This window comes from Ruegeria sp. CE8 (assembly GCF_056537465.1).
This window is the reverse complement of the sequence record NZ_JBQFRP010000002.1, coordinates 515,415-532,233: the sequence shown is the minus strand read 5'-3', so window position 1 is coordinate 532,233 and position 16,819 is coordinate 515,415. Positions and strand designations below refer to the sequence as shown.

Below are 16,819 nucleotides of genomic sequence, written 5' to 3'. Positions count from 1 at the left end.
GGTGGCTATACCGCATCGGGCAATGCGACGGAGGGCGCGGATGAGAACCATGTACGGGATTGTCGCTGTTATTGCGCTGGCTTTGGCCGGGCCTTCTGTGGATGCGGCCCCCGGCATGGCTGTTGACTGGTCCGATCTGCCAGACCCTTCCGTGCAGGTTTTTGAAGATCCCTATCGCGATCTTAGCCCCGAACAGTTTGATGATGTGCTTTTTGTCGTGCGATTGCGTGGAAGGTTGCAACAGGACGGCGGCAGCGCTGAAGAACGGCAGAAATGGCAGGAACTTCTGACCGAGACTGAAGACGCCCTGGCCGCAGGCGGTATCGATATCGACTGGCTGCTTGACCAGCGGCAAGTTGTGACCGAACGACGGAAGAAAGCTGGCACAGCCGGCAATCCGCAGTTCGACGGTCAGACAGTGACGTTGGCCGGTTTTGCTATCCCGGCTCCGGCAGATGCGGATGGTCGTCCTGTCGCTTATCTGGTGCCGGAAAGGGGGATGTGCAGCCACCTGCCTCCGCCCCCGCCAAATCAGATGATCCGGGTGCGGCTGAATGGTGACTGGGTGCCCAGCTATTTCCACGAGCCCGTGCGCCTGACCGGGAAACTGACCATTGATCCGTCGGATCAAAGAATGATGGTCGTTGATGGCCTGATGCCCATGCGCGCAACATTCACGCTGGACACCGACAGTGTCGAGACATTGGAAACTCGGGAAGACCGGTTGGAATGGACGCAGAGCGTGGCTGACCGCATTCGTGCCGCGGGCCACCGCAAGACGGGTGGAGCCAAGGCGTCAGAATGATACGTCTACTGATTGCTGTTCTTGTGCTGGCCTGTGCAGACATTGCGTCGGCGCAAGGCCTGTCCGGGCCTTCATCTGTTCAGGCTGAACTCGAACCCGGAGATGGCCTGACCGACCCGCAGTACCGCTCGGACTTCCCGCGCAACATCGCCCCCCGATGGTTTGCCTGGAAGGACCGATTGGCCGAAGACGGGTTTCGGTTCAATTTCGATTATCTGGCACTTGGCCAATCCACAAATGCCGATCTGGGACCCGGCGAAGCTGCCAGTGGGATCGCCCGTTTCTATGGCAACTGGCAGGCGACTGAACGCGGCTCTCTGACTTTCAAAGTTGAGCATCGTCACAGCTATACGGATGTCGCCCCTCAATTCCTTGGTCTCGATAGCGGTGCGCTGTCCATCACGGGAACGGCTTTCAACGACAGCGGCTTGCTGCTGACCAACCTGTTCTGGACGCAAAGGGCAGATGATGGCGCGTGGACTTTGCAAATTGGCCAGATCGACGTCACCGATTTCGTCGATGTGTATGGTCTGGTCAGCCCGTATAGCGGCTTCCAGAACCTTTCTTTCAATACTAACCCGACGATCAATGCGCCAAACCCGGGACTAGGGATTGCCGGAGGGCTTAAGCTAAGCAGCAACTTGTATGCTGTGGCCAGCTTGGCCGATGCAAACGCGGACCCAGCGGACCCGAATTTTGACGTGTTCAGCGATGGCAAACTGTTCAAATCGTTGGAGCTTGGGTACACATCCAGCTTTGACCGCATCTATTTTGACAACGTTCACCTTACTCTCTGGCACGCAGATGCGGCCGATGATGGCAGCCGCGCCGAGGATTACGGAGCGGCCTTTTCCGCCGCCTGGTTTGTGAACAACACATGGATGCCGTTCTTTCGAGCCGGAGCCGCGAAGGGAACAGCTGCGCTTTACGACCGGTCCGTCTCGGCCGGTATCGGCTATTATGGGCGTAACACGGATCTTGCCGGATTGGGTCTGAACTGGTCCGAAGCGCGTGGCATCAACGGTGATCAGTTCACTTTGGAAGCTTTCTATCGGTTCTCGATTTCACCGGGCCTTCAGATCACGCCGTCTGTGCAGTTCATTGAGAACCCATTGTTGAACCCGATGCAATCCAGCGTCACTTTAGTCGGCTTGCGAACGCGTGTCGTGTTTTGATGCTGCGGGCGCGCGAAGGGTGCGCAAATCAGATGATCGTTGTGTTCGCTTGTTCGCGGGACGCGCTGGGCTGCGGTGCCATTTGACTAGTGAGCTGGTTCAAACGGGCAATCAGGAAGTATCGCATTGACGCTTTACGGCTGGGCAGCTTTTGACTAGGTGTCCGGGCATACGGTGCCGCTCCAGTTTTTGCCCAAATTGACGTCGGGCGAAATTCACGGTTAACCATTTGCCGGCAATCATATTTTGAGAGCGGCAAGCCAAAAATTTACAAAAAACTTGAATATTTGTTCATTTGTTTACACAACATTCTTTCATTTTTAACAGGTTATTGAGAATTTTTCAGAACCCCCTCCATACTCAAGATGCGCAGAACTGCGCTTTTTTCGTCCAGCGGAAGAGGAGCCAATGGACGAGAATTGGGAAATGGGAGGAATTAATGACTAATAAATCTGTCACACGCCGCGGCGTGTTGAAGTCTGGTGCCGTCGCGGGCACGGGTCTGGCCCTGCCAACGATCTTTACGGCTTCGTCGGCCGCCGCGTTCACCAATGAACCCACCGGGTCCTCGGTTGTATTGGGCTTCAACGTCCCGCAGACCGGACCGTATGCCGAAGAAGGGAATGACGAGCTTCTGGCGCAACAGCTGGCCGTCGAGCATCTGAATGGCGAAGGCGACGGTGGTTGCCTGAACACGTTCTCGTCCAAAGCGCTTCAGGGCAACGGTATCCTCGGCAAGAAGGTCGAGTTTGTTACCGGCGACACTCAGACCAAATCTGACGCGGCGCGCGCATCGGCCAAGTCGATGATCGAGAAAGACGGCGCGATCATGATCAACGGTGGTTCGTCCTCGGGCGTGGCCGTCGCGGTTCAGGGTCTGTGTCAGGAGGCGGGTGTGATTTTCATGGCCGGTCTGACCCACGCCAACGACACCACGGGCAAGGACAAGAAGGCCAATGGGTTCCGCCATTTCTTCAACGCTTACATGTCGGGTGCCGCGCTGGCGCCGGTGCTGGCAGCTGAGATGGGCAACGAGCGCCGCGCCTATCACCTGACCGCCGACTATAACTGGGGTTGGACTCAGGAAGAGTCGATCGTCGCTTCGACCGAAGCCTTGGGATGGGAAACGGTCAACACGGTCAAGACACCGCTCGCGTCAACGGACTTCTCGTCTTACATCGCGCCGGTTCTGAACTCGGGCGCGGACGTTCTGGTTCTGAACCACTATGGCGGCAACATGGTGAACTCGCTGACCAACGCGATCCAGTTCGGGCTGCTCGACAAGGTTGCCAACGGCAAGGACTTCAAGATCGTCGTGCCGCTGTATTCCGAGCTCATGGCCGCCGGTGCCGGCGAGAACATCAAGGGCGTGCTGGGTTCGATGAACTGGAACTGGCAACTGCAGGATGAGGGTACCAAAGCCTTCGTGAAATCCTTTGGTGAGAAGTACGGCAAACCGCCGTCAAACTCGGCCCAGACCTGCTATGCGCAGACACTGCTCTATGCTGACGCGGTTGAGCGTGCGGGCACCTTCAATCCATGTGGTGTTGTCGAAGCTCTGGAAGATTTTGAGTTCGACGGACTGGGCAATGGTCCGACCTGGTATCGCGGCGCGGACCATCAGTGCTTCAAAGACGTGCTGGTTGTGCGCGGCAATGAGAACCCCACCAACGAGTATGACACGCTTGAAATCGTCGAGATCACGCCGCGTGCGCAGGTCGAGTACGATCCCGAGCACCCTATGTTCGCCGGTGGCGAATTGGGCAAGTGCAATCCGGGTGCGTAAGCCCATTGGTTGACGTCTGACCGCCGGTCTCGGCGGCCAGACACCCTGTGGCCGGGGTCTCGGTCCCGGTCATATCCACACAATTCACGCTGACCAACCCTGAGGTGGGGCTAATGGACGCCATCCTACTGCAAATTCTCAACGGTCTGGACAAGGGCTCGGCTTATGCGCTGATCGCACTGGGCCTGACGCTGATCTTCGGGACGCTCGGCGTCGTGAACTTTGCCCACGGGGCATTGTTCATGATCGGTGCGTTCTGCGCCGTTACTTTGCAAAAGCTGCTGAACCTGAGTTTCGAAACTCTGGATGAATCCCAAAAGGACTTTCTGGGCAACCCGCTGAAGGTCGAAACCCCTTATGTCGAGGCCTGGTTCGGCCCCGAGGTCGGCGCAACCATCATCGACTGGTCGGTACCACTGGCCATCCTCTTCGCGATCCCGATCATGCTGTTGGTCGGCTATGTGATGGAGCGCGGGCTGATCAAGCATTTCTACAAGCGCCCGCACGCGGATCAGATTCTCGTGACCTTTGGTTTGGCCATCGTTTTGCAGGAAGTGGTCAAGTATTTCTTCGGTGCAAACCCGATCCAGACGCCGCCACCGGATGCGCTGAGCGGATCTGTCGACCTGGGCACGATGATCGGCTTTGATCCCAACGCAATCATCTATCCGATCTGGCGACTGGTTTACTTCGGCTTTGCTGTGGCGATCATCGGAGCGGTGTTTTCATTCCTGCAATTCACCACATTCGGCATGGTCGTGCGTGCCGGGATGGCGGATAGGGAAACCGTCGGTCTGCTGGGTATCAATATTGACCGCCGCTTTACAATCATGTTCGGCATTGCAGCCGCAGTCGCCGGACTTGCCGGAGTGATGTACGGGCCGCTCAATCCGCCCAACTATCACATGGGGATGGACTTTCTGGTCCTCAGCTTCGTTGTGGTTGTTGTCGGCGGTATGGGCTCTTTGCCCGGAGCTGTGCTGGCCGGCTTCCTACTAGGCATTCTCGAAAGCTTTGCCTCGACGACCTGGGCTACGACAACGATCCCGGGCATCAACCAGATCATCATCTACCTAGTCGCCATCATCGTGCTGCTGACGCGTCCGCGCGGATTGATGGGACGCAAAGGCGTGATGGAGGAATAATCAATGTTGGGACTGAACAAAAAAGACACCAGCCTGCTGATCATCGTCGCGCTTCTGACTTTGCTGGCCCCCTTCATCCTGAATCCATTCCCCGAGGGCAGCGCCATGGCGCAGTTCAACGCGGGTTATCCGGATCTGATGCAACGCTTTGTGATTTTTGGCATCTTTGCCATCGGGTTTAACATACTGTTCGGTTTGACCGGATACCTGTCCTTTGGCCACGCGGCCTTTCTGGGTGTAGGTTCCTATTCCGCGGTGTGGATGTTCAAGCTGCTCAGCTACAACGTCATCCCCGCAATCGCGCTCAGCGTTGTGGTGGCGGGCCTGTTCTCACTGTTGATCGGGTTCATCAGCCTGCGGCGTTCGGGAATCTATTTCTCGATCCTGACTCTGGCCTTCGCGCAGATGAGCTTTGCACTGGCCTATTCGGTGCTGTCGAACCCCAAGTTCAACCTGACCAATGGCGAAACCGGCCTGCAGGTCTATGCCGACGATCCGCAAATTCTGCAGGGTGCGAACTCGCCAGACCTGCCGCACCTGTTTGGATTGCCCATGCGCGCGACTTACACGATGGATGTCGGCGCGTGGAGTTTTGACTTTAACGCAGGCTACTACTTGTGTGCGGTGATCATGATGGCGGTGTTCTACCTCGCCATTCGCATCTTCCGCTCGCCCTTTGGCATGATGCTGCGGGCAGTGAAGTCGAACCAGCAGCGGATGAACTATACCGGCCTGAACTCCAAGCCGTACACACTGGCGGCCTTCGTGATCTCAGGCATGTACGCAGGTCTGGCTGGAGGTCTGATGGCGGCAATGGACCCGCTGGCGGGGGCCGAACGGATGCAATGGACGGCTTCGGGTGAAGTTGTTCTGATGACCATCCTGGGCGGCACCGGCACATTGATCGGTCCGGTTCTGGGTGCCGGTTTCATCAAATATTTTGAGAACATCTTCTCGAAAATCAACGACAACGTTCTGCATAGCTGGTTTGCATTCCTGCCCGACGGGTTGGAGGACGCGGTCGTGTTCCTGATCCACCCCTTCATCGGCAAAGGTTGGCACCTGACGCTGGGCATCCTGTTCATGCTGGTCGTCATCTATCTGCCGGGTGGCCTTGTCGAAGGCGGTCAGCGGTTGCTGAACTGGTTCAAACGCAAAAAAACAGGCACCGACGACGCACCGTCGGGCAAAACAGAACCGGCGGAGTAAGGGGCACGACCATGGCAATTCTGAGAGTCAAAGACGTCAGCAAACGCTTCGGGGGCCTCAAGGCTCTGACCGATGTGAACCTGAGCGTCGAGGAAAACTCGGTTCACGCGATCATCGGGCCAAACGGGGCAGGAAAGTCGACCCTGCTGAACTGTCTGGTGGGCAAACTTATGCCAGATACCGGGTCGGTGTTGTTCGACAATAACTCGGTTTTGGGGCTTGAGCCGTATCAGATCAACCAGATGGGCATCAGCCGCGTGTTCCAGACGCCCGAGATTTTTGGCGAACTGACGGTGATGGAGAACATGTTGATTCCCATCTTCGCGATGCGGGACGGTGCGTTTCGGATGCACGCCTATGAGACCATTGCCAACGAAAAGGCCGTGGTCGAACAGGCCGAGGCGATGCTGGAAGAGATGAACATGGCTGACAAGCGCGAGATGCAGTCCGCCTCGCTGTCGCGTGGTGACAAGCGGCGGTTAGAGATCGGAATGTGCCTTAGCCAGAATCCGCGTCTGTTGCTGCTGGACGAACCCACCGCCGGGATGGCGCGAGCCGATACAAACAACACGATTGATCTGTTGAAACAGATCAAGGAAGAGCGTGACATCACCATCGCCATCATCGAGCACGACATGCATGTGGTGTTCAGCCTGGCCGAGCGGATCACCGTTCTGGCGCAGGGGACGCCGCTGGTCGAAGACACTCCGGAAAACATCCGTGGAAACCCCAAGGTCCGTGAGGCCTATCTGGGCGAGGCTGCGTAAGGAAAAGCTATGAACGAGAAACCTGACTTTTCAAAAAACGCCAACATGGCCAGCACCGCGCCCGCGTTTCTGTCAGTGTGGGATATGCATTCCTACTACGGCGAAAGCTACATCGTGCAGGGCGTCAGCTTTAACGTGCACGAAGGCGAAATTCTTGCCCTGCTAGGCCGCAACGGGGCGGGCAAAACATCGACTCTGCGGTCCATTGCCCGCGTCGCGGAGCCCGAGGTGCGCCATGGCGAGATTTGGTTGGATCACCAGCCGCTGCACAAAATGACGAGCTATGAGGCCGCTGCCGCAGGGTTGGGGCTGGTGCCCGAGGACCGGCGGATCATTCCCGGTCTGACCGTCGAGGAAAACCTGCAGCTCGCTCAGATAGCGCCGCCGGTCGGCTGGTCGCTTGAGCGGATATATGAGTTGTTCCCAAGACTGGGCGATCGCCGCAAGCAGGAGGGCGTGACGCTTTCAGGCGGCGAACAGCAGATGCTGTCGATTGCCCGTGCGCTGGCGCGGGATATCAAGGTGCTGTTGCTGGATGAACCTTATGAGGGCTTGGCGCCGGTGATTGTGGACGAGATCGAAAAGACGCTGATTCACGTCAAGCAGCAGGGCATGACAACCATTATCGTCGAGCAGAACGCCGTTCGCGCGCTTGAACTGGCCGATCGCGCGATCATCCTTGATACCGGGAGTATCGTATTCGACGGCTCGGCCAGCGAAGTGCTGGATAACGCGCAGCTGCGCGAAGAGTATCTGGCGATCTGATACCCGATCGGGAGGTCGATCGAAGGCGCAGTTCTGGAATGCAGATATGCGGGGTGGATTTTCCACCCCGTTTTTTCATCTGTAGGCTCCCGAAGTTCCTCGGCTATCCGATCCGGTTGGCAGATTTTCCGCTGAAATTTCAAAAAAAGTAAAAAAAATGAACCCAATTTCAATTGGTTCGCTAGGTCTACGGGAAACCCCCAATTCCTAAAATCGAGGCGGTTCGTTAACTTTGAATCATCCAAGGAATTACCGCGGACAATACCACTTTTCCCCGATGAGGGGCTGGCTACTTACCCCCTCGGCCGGCCCCTCAATAACCGGCCCCCTCTTAACAGTTTGATCGTCCCGAAGGCCCTCAGGGTTCCGATACCAATCTCTGCACGGCCTGGATGACAAGTGCAGGCAGATTTCGCGTGTCATAATAGGTGAACATGTGCGGAATTTCTTTGATCGGTGTTTTTCGATAGCCCTCGGAAAACAGCAGGAAAGGAACATTTGCTCGCTGTGCTGTTTCGGCATCCACTTCGCTGTCTCCAACAAACAGGCGTGGTCCGGAAGGCGTGACCGCTTGGAAACTGGCCTCCAGATGCGCCGGGTCGGGCTTGCGTTTGGCCAGCGTATCACCGCCAATCACCGCATCGAAGTAGTGCGACAGGTCCAGCGCCTCCAAAACGTGCCGTGCCGGGGCCTCGGGTTTGTTTGTGCAAATGCCAAGAACGCAGCCCATTTCGCGCAGCTGAGTCAGCGCCTGCGGAACGCCGGGGTAGGGAATCGTTTTGTCGCTGGACGCGGCTGAGTAATGGGCCAGGGTCAGCTTGGTCAGTTCCCCGTGGCGCTCAATCGGCAGGTCATGATGACGGATCACGCGTTCGACAAGCTTTGGTAGGCCATTGCCGACAAACTGTTTGATCGTGCTTTCCGGCAAGGGGGCGATGCCGATATCCAGCAGTGTCCTGTTCGCGGCTGCAGCGATATCCGGAAGGCTGTCTACAAGGGTTCCGTCCAGATCGAACATGATGGTTGCCGTCATTGCGTTCCTCGTAGGTAGGTGATCATGAGCCAGACCTAACGCGCTTGATTTCCCGGCGCAATCACGCGGTTCGGGGGTGTTGCAGGAAGAGGGCTTGACATACCTGAGTAATTTAATCAGATTAACGCCAAGGCCCCCTCAGCCAACCCAATTCGGGCTAGCCAGATCGTCGAAAACGCAAGCAGATTAAGGCCTTTCGCCCGAGAACCCACTGGAGTTGTCCTGATGAACGTGCAGAACCCGAATCCCAGCCAATCCTACGCGGTGTCCATGCTACCGTCCCACAAGGCTGAAGACCTGACCAAAGGCGGCAACCTGGCTCATATCGAATTGGGCGACCAACTCTACACCCTGCGTATCACGCGCGCAGGTAAGCTCATCCTGACGAAATGAGCACGCGACCCTCACGCGGCGGGGCGACTGTCGGGCGATTGTCCGACCTCAGCCCGATCGAAGCCGGCGCTGTGATGTACCTGCGTTTGTGGAACGAAAGCACTCAGGCCCGGTCGGACGCGGCCAGCGACTTTGAAATCGCGTTGGGCCTAGAGCAGGGATGTGCAGCGATGCTGACGCTGGATCGTCTGTGCGGGCTTTGCGCCAATCATGGCCGCCGCCCTTTGATCCGGCACGGACTGGGCTGTTCCTGCCTTGGCGCGGATGAGAATTGCTTTGCGCAAATGATCGCTGCAGCCTCAGAAGGCGCGCGCGAAGACGCCATGATGATGGCATCGCTGATCGTGCGGCCTGATTACGCCCCCGCTCTGGCGTCGTTGTCAGAAGAGCTTGGCATGGTGTTGCGCCGCATGACCGCTTCGGTGCCTTTGCCAACGACCGGGCATCAATCCCCCTCTGCCGTGCTGCACTAGGCAGCCAGCAGGCTTCAAAACCCCGGTTCCTTCGAACCGGGGTTTTGTCATTTCAGCAGCACCCGCAGCCTGCGTGGTGATGATCGTGATCGCAAATCGGGGCAGGGGTAAAGTCGCCGACCTCGGAAAGCACATCCCGCAGGGCCCATAGGATCATGTCGACATCTTCGGCTTCGATAGTCAAAGGCGGGCGAATTTTCAGGATGTTGTCCTTTGGACCTTCACTGCCGATCAATATGCGGTGGTCCCGCATCCGGTTCTTGACGTATTTGCAGATCTCGGTGCCCTCGGACTCATCCGGGTTGATCAGTTCCACGCCCAGGAAAAGGCCCATGCCGCGCACGTCTCCGACGCATGCAAAGTCGGCTTCGATCTGACGCAACCCATCCATCAACCGCGCACCCATGATGCGGGCATTGTCCTGCAAACCCTCATCATCGACGATGTCCAGGACCTCTTTGCCGATCCGACAGGACAGGGTCGAGCCGCCGAAGGTCGAGAAGAACTCGATCCCGTTGTTGAAGCTCTCCGCGATGGCTTTGGTTGTGACCAGCACGCCCAGCGGATGGCCGTTGCCGATTGGCTTGCCCATGACCACGATATCCGGCAGCGCGCCCTGATGCTCAAAGCCGAAATAGTAATCACCTAGGCGACCGAGGCCGGTCTGCACTTCATCCGCAATGCAAACACCGCCTGCGGCGCGGATTTTCTCATAGACGGCAGGCAGATATCCTTTGGGCGGAATGATCTGGCCGCCCACGGATGGGAAGGTTTCGGCAATGAACCCGGCCAGCCCTTGGCCCTTGTCCTGTAGCGCGGCAATAGCCGGATCAACCAGATCGGCGAACTTCTGCGCCCGATCAGGATCGTCGCGCTGGAACGAACCGCGATAGTCGTCGGCGACTTCAACCAGTTCAACCCAATCGGCCTGACCGATCCCGCCCGGCTTGTTGAACTTGTAAGCCGAGATCGCCACGGCTGCGTTCGTATTTCCGTGATAGCCATGATCCGGCGTCACAATGCCCTTGGCTCCGGTATGAGCCCGGGCCAGCCGCAGCGCCAGTTCGTTTGCCTCGGTGCCCGAGTTTACAAAGAAGCAGACCTCGAAACGATCGGGCAGCTTGGACAGGATCTTGTCGGCAAACGCTGTTTGCGCCGGATGAAGGTAGCGGGTGTTCGAGTTCATCCGCTTCAACTGATCCGCTGCCACGGCTTGTATGCGCGGATGCGCATGGCCTACATGCGGGACGTTGTTATAGGCGTCCAGGTAAGGGCGACCCCATTCGTCGAACAGGTGATGTTTCCAGCCGCGGACCAACATGACCGGGTCGTCATAAGTCAGACTCAGGTTCCCGCCGAAATGGTCGTGCCGCCCTTGCAGGATCGCCTGCTTGTCGGTCGGGCGATAGAACACCTTGTCGTCCGGCAGGTTCAGAAGGGCCGCAGGGTTCGGGCAGACGGCGTGCCACAACTCCATCTCATCCGGGCCACCGACACCGGGCCAGTCGTTCTGCATGCCGTCAGTTGTCAGAGCCAGTTGGAAGTGCACATGCGGGGCCCAGCCGCCGTTTTGCGTGGCATCCCCCAGCCGCGCGAAGGCTGCGCCCTGCGCTACAGGATCGCCGGGTTTAAGCCTGTCGCAGACTTCGGGGTCCAGATGGCCGTACAGCGTATAAAACGGATCGCCTTCGGGTGTTTCGTGGTGCAGGATTACCACGCCGCCATAGTCCAGATGCGCGTCCCGGTTTTCGACCGCCTCGACCCGGCCGCTCATTGGCGCATGCAGGATGCTCCCCGCCGGTGCGAATACATCCACAGCCAAATGCACCGTCCGCCGGTCAGAGGCCTTCCACGGCCCCTTGCGGAACGCAGGCTCGGCATAGATCAGGCGGGGTTCGTTGTAATAGCCCAGCCAGAAGCCTTCCCCAAACTCCCCACCGACGCGCGCGGCTTCGTCCAGCGGCATGTGGAACGGGTTCTGAGGCCAGGTCGAGTTCTCGACTGACAGTGATCCCATCGGAACGTCGCTCAGGTCCTGACCAAACATCTCGGCGAACTGACCGCGATGTTCGGACAGATAGGCGTGGATGCGTTCCGCTCCGTCCGTCACCGGTAGTCCGCAGGCCGCGCGCAACCGAGCGGACATCAGGCCGCCATTGACCGCATCGCCCTCAAGGAACCGCCATGCGGGTGCCTGGCTGATTGTCACGTAAGAATCATCCGGATTTTCGGCGGCCATCAGGGTCGAGTTCACCACGGACACCGCGAGACGCATCCGCAGCAGCGGCCAGATCAGATCAACCTCGTCAGCACGCAACCGGTTGGCGGCATGATAACCGCGGACCAGCGCCGTCAGCGCGCGTTCGGGTTTTGGATGGTCCAGAACGATGTATGCGGCGGCAATCGCCAGATCACAGATGCGCGGAGCAGCGCACATATCGCCCAAGTCAATCAGACCCGAGACAGTCTGGCGCTGCCCCAACTCGCCCTCGACCAGGATGTTATAGTCGTTGGCGTCATTGTGGATTGCCTGTTTTGGCAGGCCAGCCAGACGGTCCGAGATCGCATCGAAATCCGTGCAGATCTCTGTCAACAGGGACTGCCGCGCTGGATCGACGATGGCGTCCAGCTTGTCCGCGATCCAGTCCGCCTGCGTGAGGTCCCATTTGAAATCCGGGCGGTGCAATCCATTGTGGGCAAACCGCTCCAATGCCCGGTCGGTTGCGCCCAGAACGCGGCCCAGCTTCATGATTAGTTCTTCGGATTTTGGCGCGGCCTTGGCATAGCATTGGCCCGGCAGGCATTCGAGCAGCCAAGCCAGCCGGAGTTGGCCGTCCTGATCCGCGATTTCGGGCAGAAGCGCGCCACTGATATCCGCGATTACACCGGGAAAGGGCAGCCCGGGTGCTTCGGCGGCGATGTGTTCCAGCGCCTTGACCTGCAGGTCGATGAACTCGGCTTCGCAGCCTGCGCGCATCACCTTGAGCACATAGTCCTGACCATTGGTGGCCTTGACCAGAAAGTTGAGGTCATATTCGCCGTCCAGCCGGGTCAATTTGGCCTCAAGCCCCCAGTGGGTGCGCAGGGAACGAGCCCAGAAATCCGTCAATTCAGCCATGTGTGCGAACCTTAGTCCTGTGCGCGAAGACGTTTGAACAGTGCAGATGTATCCCAGCGCCCGCCGCCCAGTTTCTGAACGTCCTTGTAGAACTGGTCGACCAGCGCAGTGACCGGAAGCGAGGCGCCGGTTTCATTGGCCGTATCCAGACAGATGCCCAGATCCTTGCGCATCCAGTCTACCGCAAACCCGTGGTCGAAATGGTCGTCCAGCATGGTTTCGTACCGGTTCGCCATCTGCCAGCTGCCTGCCGCGCCCTGACTGATCACTTCGACGACGGAACGCCCGTCCAGCCCCGCTTTCTCGGCAAAGTGCAGCGCTTCACTGAGGCCCTGAACCAGACCGGCAATAGCAATCTGGTTGCACATCTTGGTCATCTGACCGGCGCCGCTGTCACCGATACGGCGGCAGATTTTTGAGTAGACCTGCATCACCGGTTCAGCTGCGTCATAGGCCGCCTGATCTCCGCCGCACATGATCGACAAAACGCCGTTCTCTGCCCCTGCCTGTCCACCCGAAATCGGTGCATCCACAAACGCGGTACCTGCAGCCTTGCCAGCCTCATAAAGCTCACTGGTCACTTTGGCGGAAACAGTCGTGTGATCGACAAAAATCGCGCCGTCGGACATGCCGTGGAAAGCGCCATCTTCGCCGGTGCAGACCATGCGCAGGTCGTCGTCATTCCCAACACATGCCATGACGAACTCTGCCCCCTTGGCAGCCTCGCGCGGCGTGGTCGCCATTGCGCCACCGTGTTCGGCAACCCAGGCTTCGGCCTTGGCCGCGGTGCGGTTGTAGACAGTGACGTCGTGACCCGCGGCTTTTAGATGGCCAGCCATGGGATAGCCCATGACGCCCAGGCCCAGGAAAGCAATATTTGCCATTTGGTGATCCTCTCTGCTGTCCGGCGCCCGTCTGGTTCAGCAGGCCGGAATGTTTAGCAGAGACAAAGCAAAGCTGCGCCCAAAGGGCAACCCCGCGTCACGCCTTGCCGCCTAAATCCTGCAGGATCGGGCAATCGGGCCGGTCATCTCCCGCACAGGCGTCAATAAGGTGGCCAAGCGTGTCTCGCATCGCATTGAGATCGGCAATCTTGGCTTCGATTTGGGCCATATGCGCGCGTGCCACCTTTTTGACATCGGCGCTGGCGCGGGTTTCATCCTCGTAAAGCGCCATCAGGGTGCGGCAATCTTCGATGGTAAACCCCAGCGCGCGTGCCCGACCCAGAAAGTTCAGCTTGTGCACATCCTGGCTGCGGAACCTGCGGTACCCATTGTCATCGCGCAGGGGTTTGACCAATCCGATATCTTCATAATACCGGATCGTCTTAGCCGGCAGGCCGGTCTGAATTGCCACATCTCCGATATTCATGACGTCACCATTTGGGTTGAGTGGCCGTCCGTGCCCTCCGGCAAGGTGGCCCGAACGCGGCGCAGGCGCAGCGCATTCGAGACGACAAAGACGCTGGACAGGGCCATTGCACCGGCGGCGAGGGCCGGGGACAGAAGATGTCCACTGAAGGGGTAGAGAACACCGGCGGCAACAGGGATCAGCAGAATGTTATAGCCAAAGGCCCAGCCGAGGTTCTGCTTGATGTTGCGCATGGTCCTGCGGCTGATTTCGACGGCATTGGCCACACCGCGCAAATCGCCGGACATCAGCACCACATCAGCGGTCTCAATTGCCACGTCGGTTCCGGTCCCGATTGCGATACCGACATCCGCTGCCGCCAACGCCGGGGCGTCGTTTATGCCATCCCCGACAAAGGCAAGCGTACCAAACTGTTCGCGCAAATCATTGATCGCAGCCAGCTTGCCATCCGGCAGCACCTCTGCCGTGACATGGTCGATGCCCAGCTTGTCGGCCAGAGCCTGCGCCGTGCGGGCATTGTCACCAGTTACCATTGCCAGCGCCAGTCCCATTGCGTGCAAGCGTTCCAGCGCCTGTTCCGTGCCGGGTTTGATCGGATCGGAGACTGCTAGCATCGCTGCGGCTTGTCCATCGATTGCGACGAACAATGGGGTTGCGCCTTCGGCTGCGCGTTGGTCGGCATCGGCAGACAGATCTGTCAGGTCGACGCCTTTTTGTTCCATCAAGCGGGGCGACCCGATCAGGACTTTGCGTCCCTCGACAACGGCGCGAACGCCCAATCCGGTCAGGGATTCAAAATCCGATAACTCTGGCAGCTCTGTCGGCCCCGCGCGAGTGATTGCCGTGGCAATTGGATGCTCCGAGCGAGACTCAACCGCCGCAGCCAGACGTAGAACATCGTTGTGGTCAAACCCGTTTGTCGTAGTCACGTGCTCCAATTCTGGTCGTCCCAGAGTCAGCGTTCCGGTCTTGTCCAGCGCAACAACCTGAGCCTGCTGCAATTGCTGCAAGGCATCGCCTTTGCGGAACAGCACTCCCAACTCTGCTGCGCGGCCGGTCCCCACCATGATCGAAGTCGGCGTGGCCAAACCCATGGCACAGGGGCAGGCAATAATCAGGACCGAGACGCCGGTGACCAGTGCCAGCGGCAAAGCCGGATCCGGGCCAAAGATCAGCCATATAGCGATAGTCAGCAAGGCCACGAAAATCACAGTTGGGACGAACTTTGCGGTTATCCGGTCGACCAGTCCCTGGATCGGCAGCTTTGCTCCTTGCGCCTGTTCGACCATATGAATGACCTGGGCCAGAACCGTGTCTGCCCCAACGCGTGTCGCACGGATACGCAACGCGCCAGTGCCGTTCACGGTGCCGCCAACAACCTGATCCGAGGGCGACTTGCCAACCGGCACAGGCTCCCCGGTGATCATGCTTTCATCTACATAAGACGTACCATCCAGCACCTCGGCATCTACCGGAACGCGCTCACCCGGGCGGATTTGCAGAACATCTCCCACAACAATGTCGGCGATCGGGCGGTCAATGAATGTGCCGTCCTGCTCGACCCGCGCCGTTTTCGGCTGTAGTCCGACCAGTTTGCGAATTGCGGCTCCGGTCCGGCCTTTGGCGCGCGCCTCCATGACGCGGCCCAAAAGGATGAGGACGACAATGACCGATGCAGCCTCGTAATACACATTGGCGCTTCCTTGCGGCAGGACCTGCGGCGCAAAAGTTGCGATCAGCGAAAATAAGTAAGCCGCTCCGGTCCCCAGCGCGACCAGAGCGTTCATGTCCGGCGAACCACGCAACAGAGAAGGAATGCCCTTGAGGTAAAACACGCGCCCAGGGCCAAACAGAATGACCGAGGTCAGCGCGAATTGGATCAGATAGCTGGTTTGCGTGCCGATCGTGGCATGAACCCAGTGGTGGAAGGCCGGGATCATGTGCCCGCCCATTTCCAGAATGAATACAGGCAGGGCAAGAACTGCAGCAAAGATCGTCGCGCGTGTCAGGGCATGCGCCTCTTCGGTTTTGGCATGATCCGCTTGATCTTCGGCAACGCCGCTTGCCACACGCGCCGGGTATCCAGCCTGATTGGACAATTCCGCCAGCTTCTGGGGATCCGTCGCACCGTCGATAAACGTAACAACTGCGCTTTCGGTGGCAAGGTTGACCTTGGCATCGATGACAGCGGGGTCCGCGGTCAGCGCCTTTTCGATCTTCGCCACACACGAAGCGCAGTTCATCCCACCGATTTTCAGGGTCGTCTGCTTGCTTGCTGCCGGATACCCCGCGTTGATCAGGGCGTCGGTCAGCGCGTTAACCGACCCCGCATGCGTAACCTGCGCAGTTTCCGTCGCGAAATTGACCGATGCATCGGCCACTCCGGGAACGGAGCGCAACGCAGTTTCCACCCGTCCCACACAGGACGCACAGGACATGCCCGAAATTTTCAATTGAGTTGTGATCGGCCCAGTCATTCGACTCACCCTAATGTGTCTTCTGCCCTTCAAATGGGGGTTCCAGTCACGGGAAGGTCAAGGGGCATCGTGAGTTTTCTTTAAAGTACCCTTAGAGGCTGTCATCTGTTCGCAAGTTTTTCCAGCAACAGTACGTTGTGGACAGTGGGTGAAGTTCTAACCGCTTGGGGTGAGGCGAAAAAACCAAGCGTAAAGGCAGTTATCGTAAGCGCAAAGCCGATGAGGATATAGCTGGCGACACTCAAAGTGGAACGCTTCATTGAGAATATCCTTGTTCACAACTGTTCATCCGTCACCGGCCG

Annotated in this window: 14 protein-coding genes; 9 read left to right on the top strand and 5 right to left on the bottom strand. The window is 58.4% G+C overall.

What is annotated here, in order from left to right; all coding sequences use genetic code 11:
* The first annotated feature begins 40 nt into the window (after positions 1–40).
* The 7 genes from ACR0AA_RS05545 to ACR0AA_RS05515 all read left to right on the top strand — a co-directional run bounded on the left by ACR0AA_RS05545 (position 41) and on the right by ACR0AA_RS05515 (position 7,652).
* Positions 41–805: a DUF3299 domain-containing protein gene (locus ACR0AA_RS05545; protein ID WP_480755614.1), complete on the top strand. Its 765-nt coding sequence runs from the start codon at positions 41–43 to the stop codon at positions 803–805.
* A complete protein-coding gene (locus tag ACR0AA_RS05540; protein ID WP_480755613.1) occupies positions 802–1,980 on the top strand; it encodes a carbohydrate porin in 1,179 nt (392 codons plus the stop codon). The genes ACR0AA_RS05545 and ACR0AA_RS05540 overlap by 4 nt, the downstream gene beginning before the upstream one ends.
* Before the next feature lie 439 nt (positions 1,981–2,419).
* Entirely contained in the window at positions 2,420–3,766 is a 1,347-nt protein-coding gene (locus ACR0AA_RS05535) for a substrate-binding protein (RefSeq protein WP_239343006.1), read from the top strand.
* A gap of 113 nt (positions 3,767–3,879) precedes the next feature.
* The gene (locus ACR0AA_RS05530) at positions 3,880–4,911 is read left to right on the top strand and encodes a branched-chain amino acid ABC transporter permease (RefSeq protein WP_480755612.1); all 1,032 of its coding nucleotides are present in this window, start codon (positions 3,880–3,882) and stop codon (positions 4,909–4,911) included.
* Positions 4,912–4,914: 3 nt separating this feature from the next.
* Positions 4,915–6,120: a branched-chain amino acid ABC transporter permease gene (locus ACR0AA_RS05525; RefSeq protein WP_480661985.1), complete on the top strand. Its 1,206-nt coding sequence runs from the start codon at positions 4,915–4,917 to the stop codon at positions 6,118–6,120.
* Between the two features lie 11 nt (positions 6,121–6,131).
* Positions 6,132–6,887 (top strand): ABC transporter ATP-binding protein, encoded by a 756-nt coding sequence (locus tag ACR0AA_RS05520; protein WP_480661987.1) that lies wholly within the window; start codon positions 6,132–6,134, stop codon positions 6,885–6,887.
* Between the two features lie 9 nt (positions 6,888–6,896).
* On the top strand, positions 6,897–7,652 hold the full coding sequence (locus ACR0AA_RS05515) for an ABC transporter ATP-binding protein (protein WP_480755611.1): 756 nt from the start codon (positions 6,897–6,899) through the stop codon (positions 7,650–7,652).
* A 358-nt stretch (positions 7,653–8,010) separates the two neighbouring features.
* On the opposite strand, the gene gph is transcribed toward ACR0AA_RS05515, so the two are convergent.
* On the bottom strand, positions 8,011–8,685 hold the full coding sequence (gene gph / locus ACR0AA_RS05510; protein WP_480755610.1) for a phosphoglycolate phosphatase: 675 nt from the start codon (positions 8,683–8,685) through the stop codon (positions 8,011–8,013).
* A 225-nt stretch (positions 8,686–8,910) separates the two neighbouring features.
* Here gph and hemP point away from each other — a divergent pair, with 225 nt between their 5' ends.
* Together hemP and ACR0AA_RS05500 are read left to right on the top strand one after the other, a co-directional pair.
* Positions 8,911–9,078, top strand: a complete 168-nt coding sequence (gene hemP, locus ACR0AA_RS05505) for a hemin uptake protein HemP (RefSeq protein ID WP_239342994.1) — start codon at positions 8,911–8,913, stop codon at positions 9,076–9,078.
* Positions 9,075–9,551 carry a hypothetical protein gene (locus ACR0AA_RS05500; protein WP_480661993.1) on the top strand — a complete coding sequence of 159 codons (477 nt, stop codon included), beginning with the start codon at positions 9,075–9,077 and terminating at the stop codon, positions 9,549–9,551. The genes hemP and ACR0AA_RS05500 overlap by 4 nt, the downstream gene beginning before the upstream one ends.
* Before the next feature lie 52 nt (positions 9,552–9,603).
* On the opposite strand, the gene ACR0AA_RS05495 is transcribed toward ACR0AA_RS05500, so the two are convergent.
* From ACR0AA_RS05495 to ACR0AA_RS05480, 4 genes are all read right to left on the bottom strand, one after another.
* On the bottom strand, positions 9,604–12,669 hold the full coding sequence (locus ACR0AA_RS05495; RefSeq protein ID WP_480661995.1) for an aminotransferase class III-fold pyridoxal phosphate-dependent enzyme: 3,066 nt from the start codon (positions 12,667–12,669) through the stop codon (positions 9,604–9,606).
* Positions 12,670–12,680: 11 nt separating this feature from the next.
* The gene (locus tag ACR0AA_RS05490) at positions 12,681–13,553 is read right to left on the bottom strand and encodes an NAD(P)-dependent oxidoreductase (RefSeq protein ID WP_480661997.1); all 873 of its coding nucleotides are present in this window, start codon (positions 13,551–13,553) and stop codon (positions 12,681–12,683) included.
* A 97-nt stretch (positions 13,554–13,650) separates the two neighbouring features.
* Positions 13,651–14,040, bottom strand: a complete 390-nt coding sequence (gene cueR / locus ACR0AA_RS05485; RefSeq protein ID WP_480661999.1) for a Cu(I)-responsive transcriptional regulator — start codon at positions 14,038–14,040, stop codon at positions 13,651–13,653.
* A complete protein-coding gene (locus tag ACR0AA_RS05480; protein WP_480755609.1) occupies positions 14,037–16,517 on the bottom strand; it encodes a heavy metal translocating P-type ATPase in 2,481 nt (826 codons plus the stop codon). Before ACR0AA_RS05480 ends, cueR begins: the two co-directional genes overlap by 4 nt.
* Positions 16,518–16,819: the final 302 nt, after the last annotated feature.

Bases quoted from the DNA above. Each gene is read 5' to 3' on its own strand.
- ACR0AA_RS05525 (WP_480661985.1), top strand. From the start codon at position 4,915: ATGTTGGGACTGAACAAAAAAGACACCAGCCTGCTGATCATCGTCGCG.
- ACR0AA_RS05545 (WP_480755614.1), top strand. From the start codon at position 41: ATGAGAACCATGTACGGGATTGTCGCTGTTATTGCGCTGGCTTTGGCC.
- ACR0AA_RS05535 (WP_239343006.1), top strand. From the start codon at position 2,420: ATGACTAATAAATCTGTCACACGCCGCGGCGTGTTGAAGTCTGGTGCC.
- ACR0AA_RS05530 (WP_480755612.1), top strand. From the start codon at position 3,880: ATGGACGCCATCCTACTGCAAATTCTCAACGGTCTGGACAAGGGCTCG.
- ACR0AA_RS05500 (WP_480661993.1), top strand. From the start codon at position 9,075: ATGAGCACGCGACCCTCACGCGGCGGGGCGACTGTCGGGCGATTGTCC.
- ACR0AA_RS05520 (WP_480661987.1), top strand. From the start codon at position 6,132: ATGGCAATTCTGAGAGTCAAAGACGTCAGCAAACGCTTCGGGGGCCTC.
- ACR0AA_RS05480 (WP_480755609.1), bottom strand. From the start codon at position 16,517: ATGACTGGGCCGATCACAACTCAATTGAAAATTTCGGGCATGTCCTGT.
- ACR0AA_RS05495 (WP_480661995.1), bottom strand. From the start codon at position 12,669: ATGGCTGAATTGACGGATTTCTGGGCTCGTTCCCTGCGCACCCACTGG.
- gph (WP_480755610.1), bottom strand. From the start codon at position 8,685: ATGACGGCAACCATCATGTTCGATCTGGACGGAACCCTTGTAGACAGC.
- cueR (WP_480661999.1), bottom strand. From the start codon at position 14,040: ATGAATATCGGAGATGTGGCAATTCAGACCGGCCTGCCGGCTAAGACG.
- ACR0AA_RS05490 (WP_480661997.1), bottom strand. From the start codon at position 13,553: ATGGCAAATATTGCTTTCCTGGGCCTGGGCGTCATGGGCTATCCCATG.
- ACR0AA_RS05540 (WP_480755613.1), top strand. From the start codon at position 802: ATGATACGTCTACTGATTGCTGTTCTTGTGCTGGCCTGTGCAGACATT.
- hemP (WP_239342994.1), top strand. From the start codon at position 8,911: ATGAACGTGCAGAACCCGAATCCCAGCCAATCCTACGCGGTGTCCATG.
- ACR0AA_RS05515 (WP_480755611.1), top strand. From the start codon at position 6,897: ATGAACGAGAAACCTGACTTTTCAAAAAACGCCAACATGGCCAGCACC.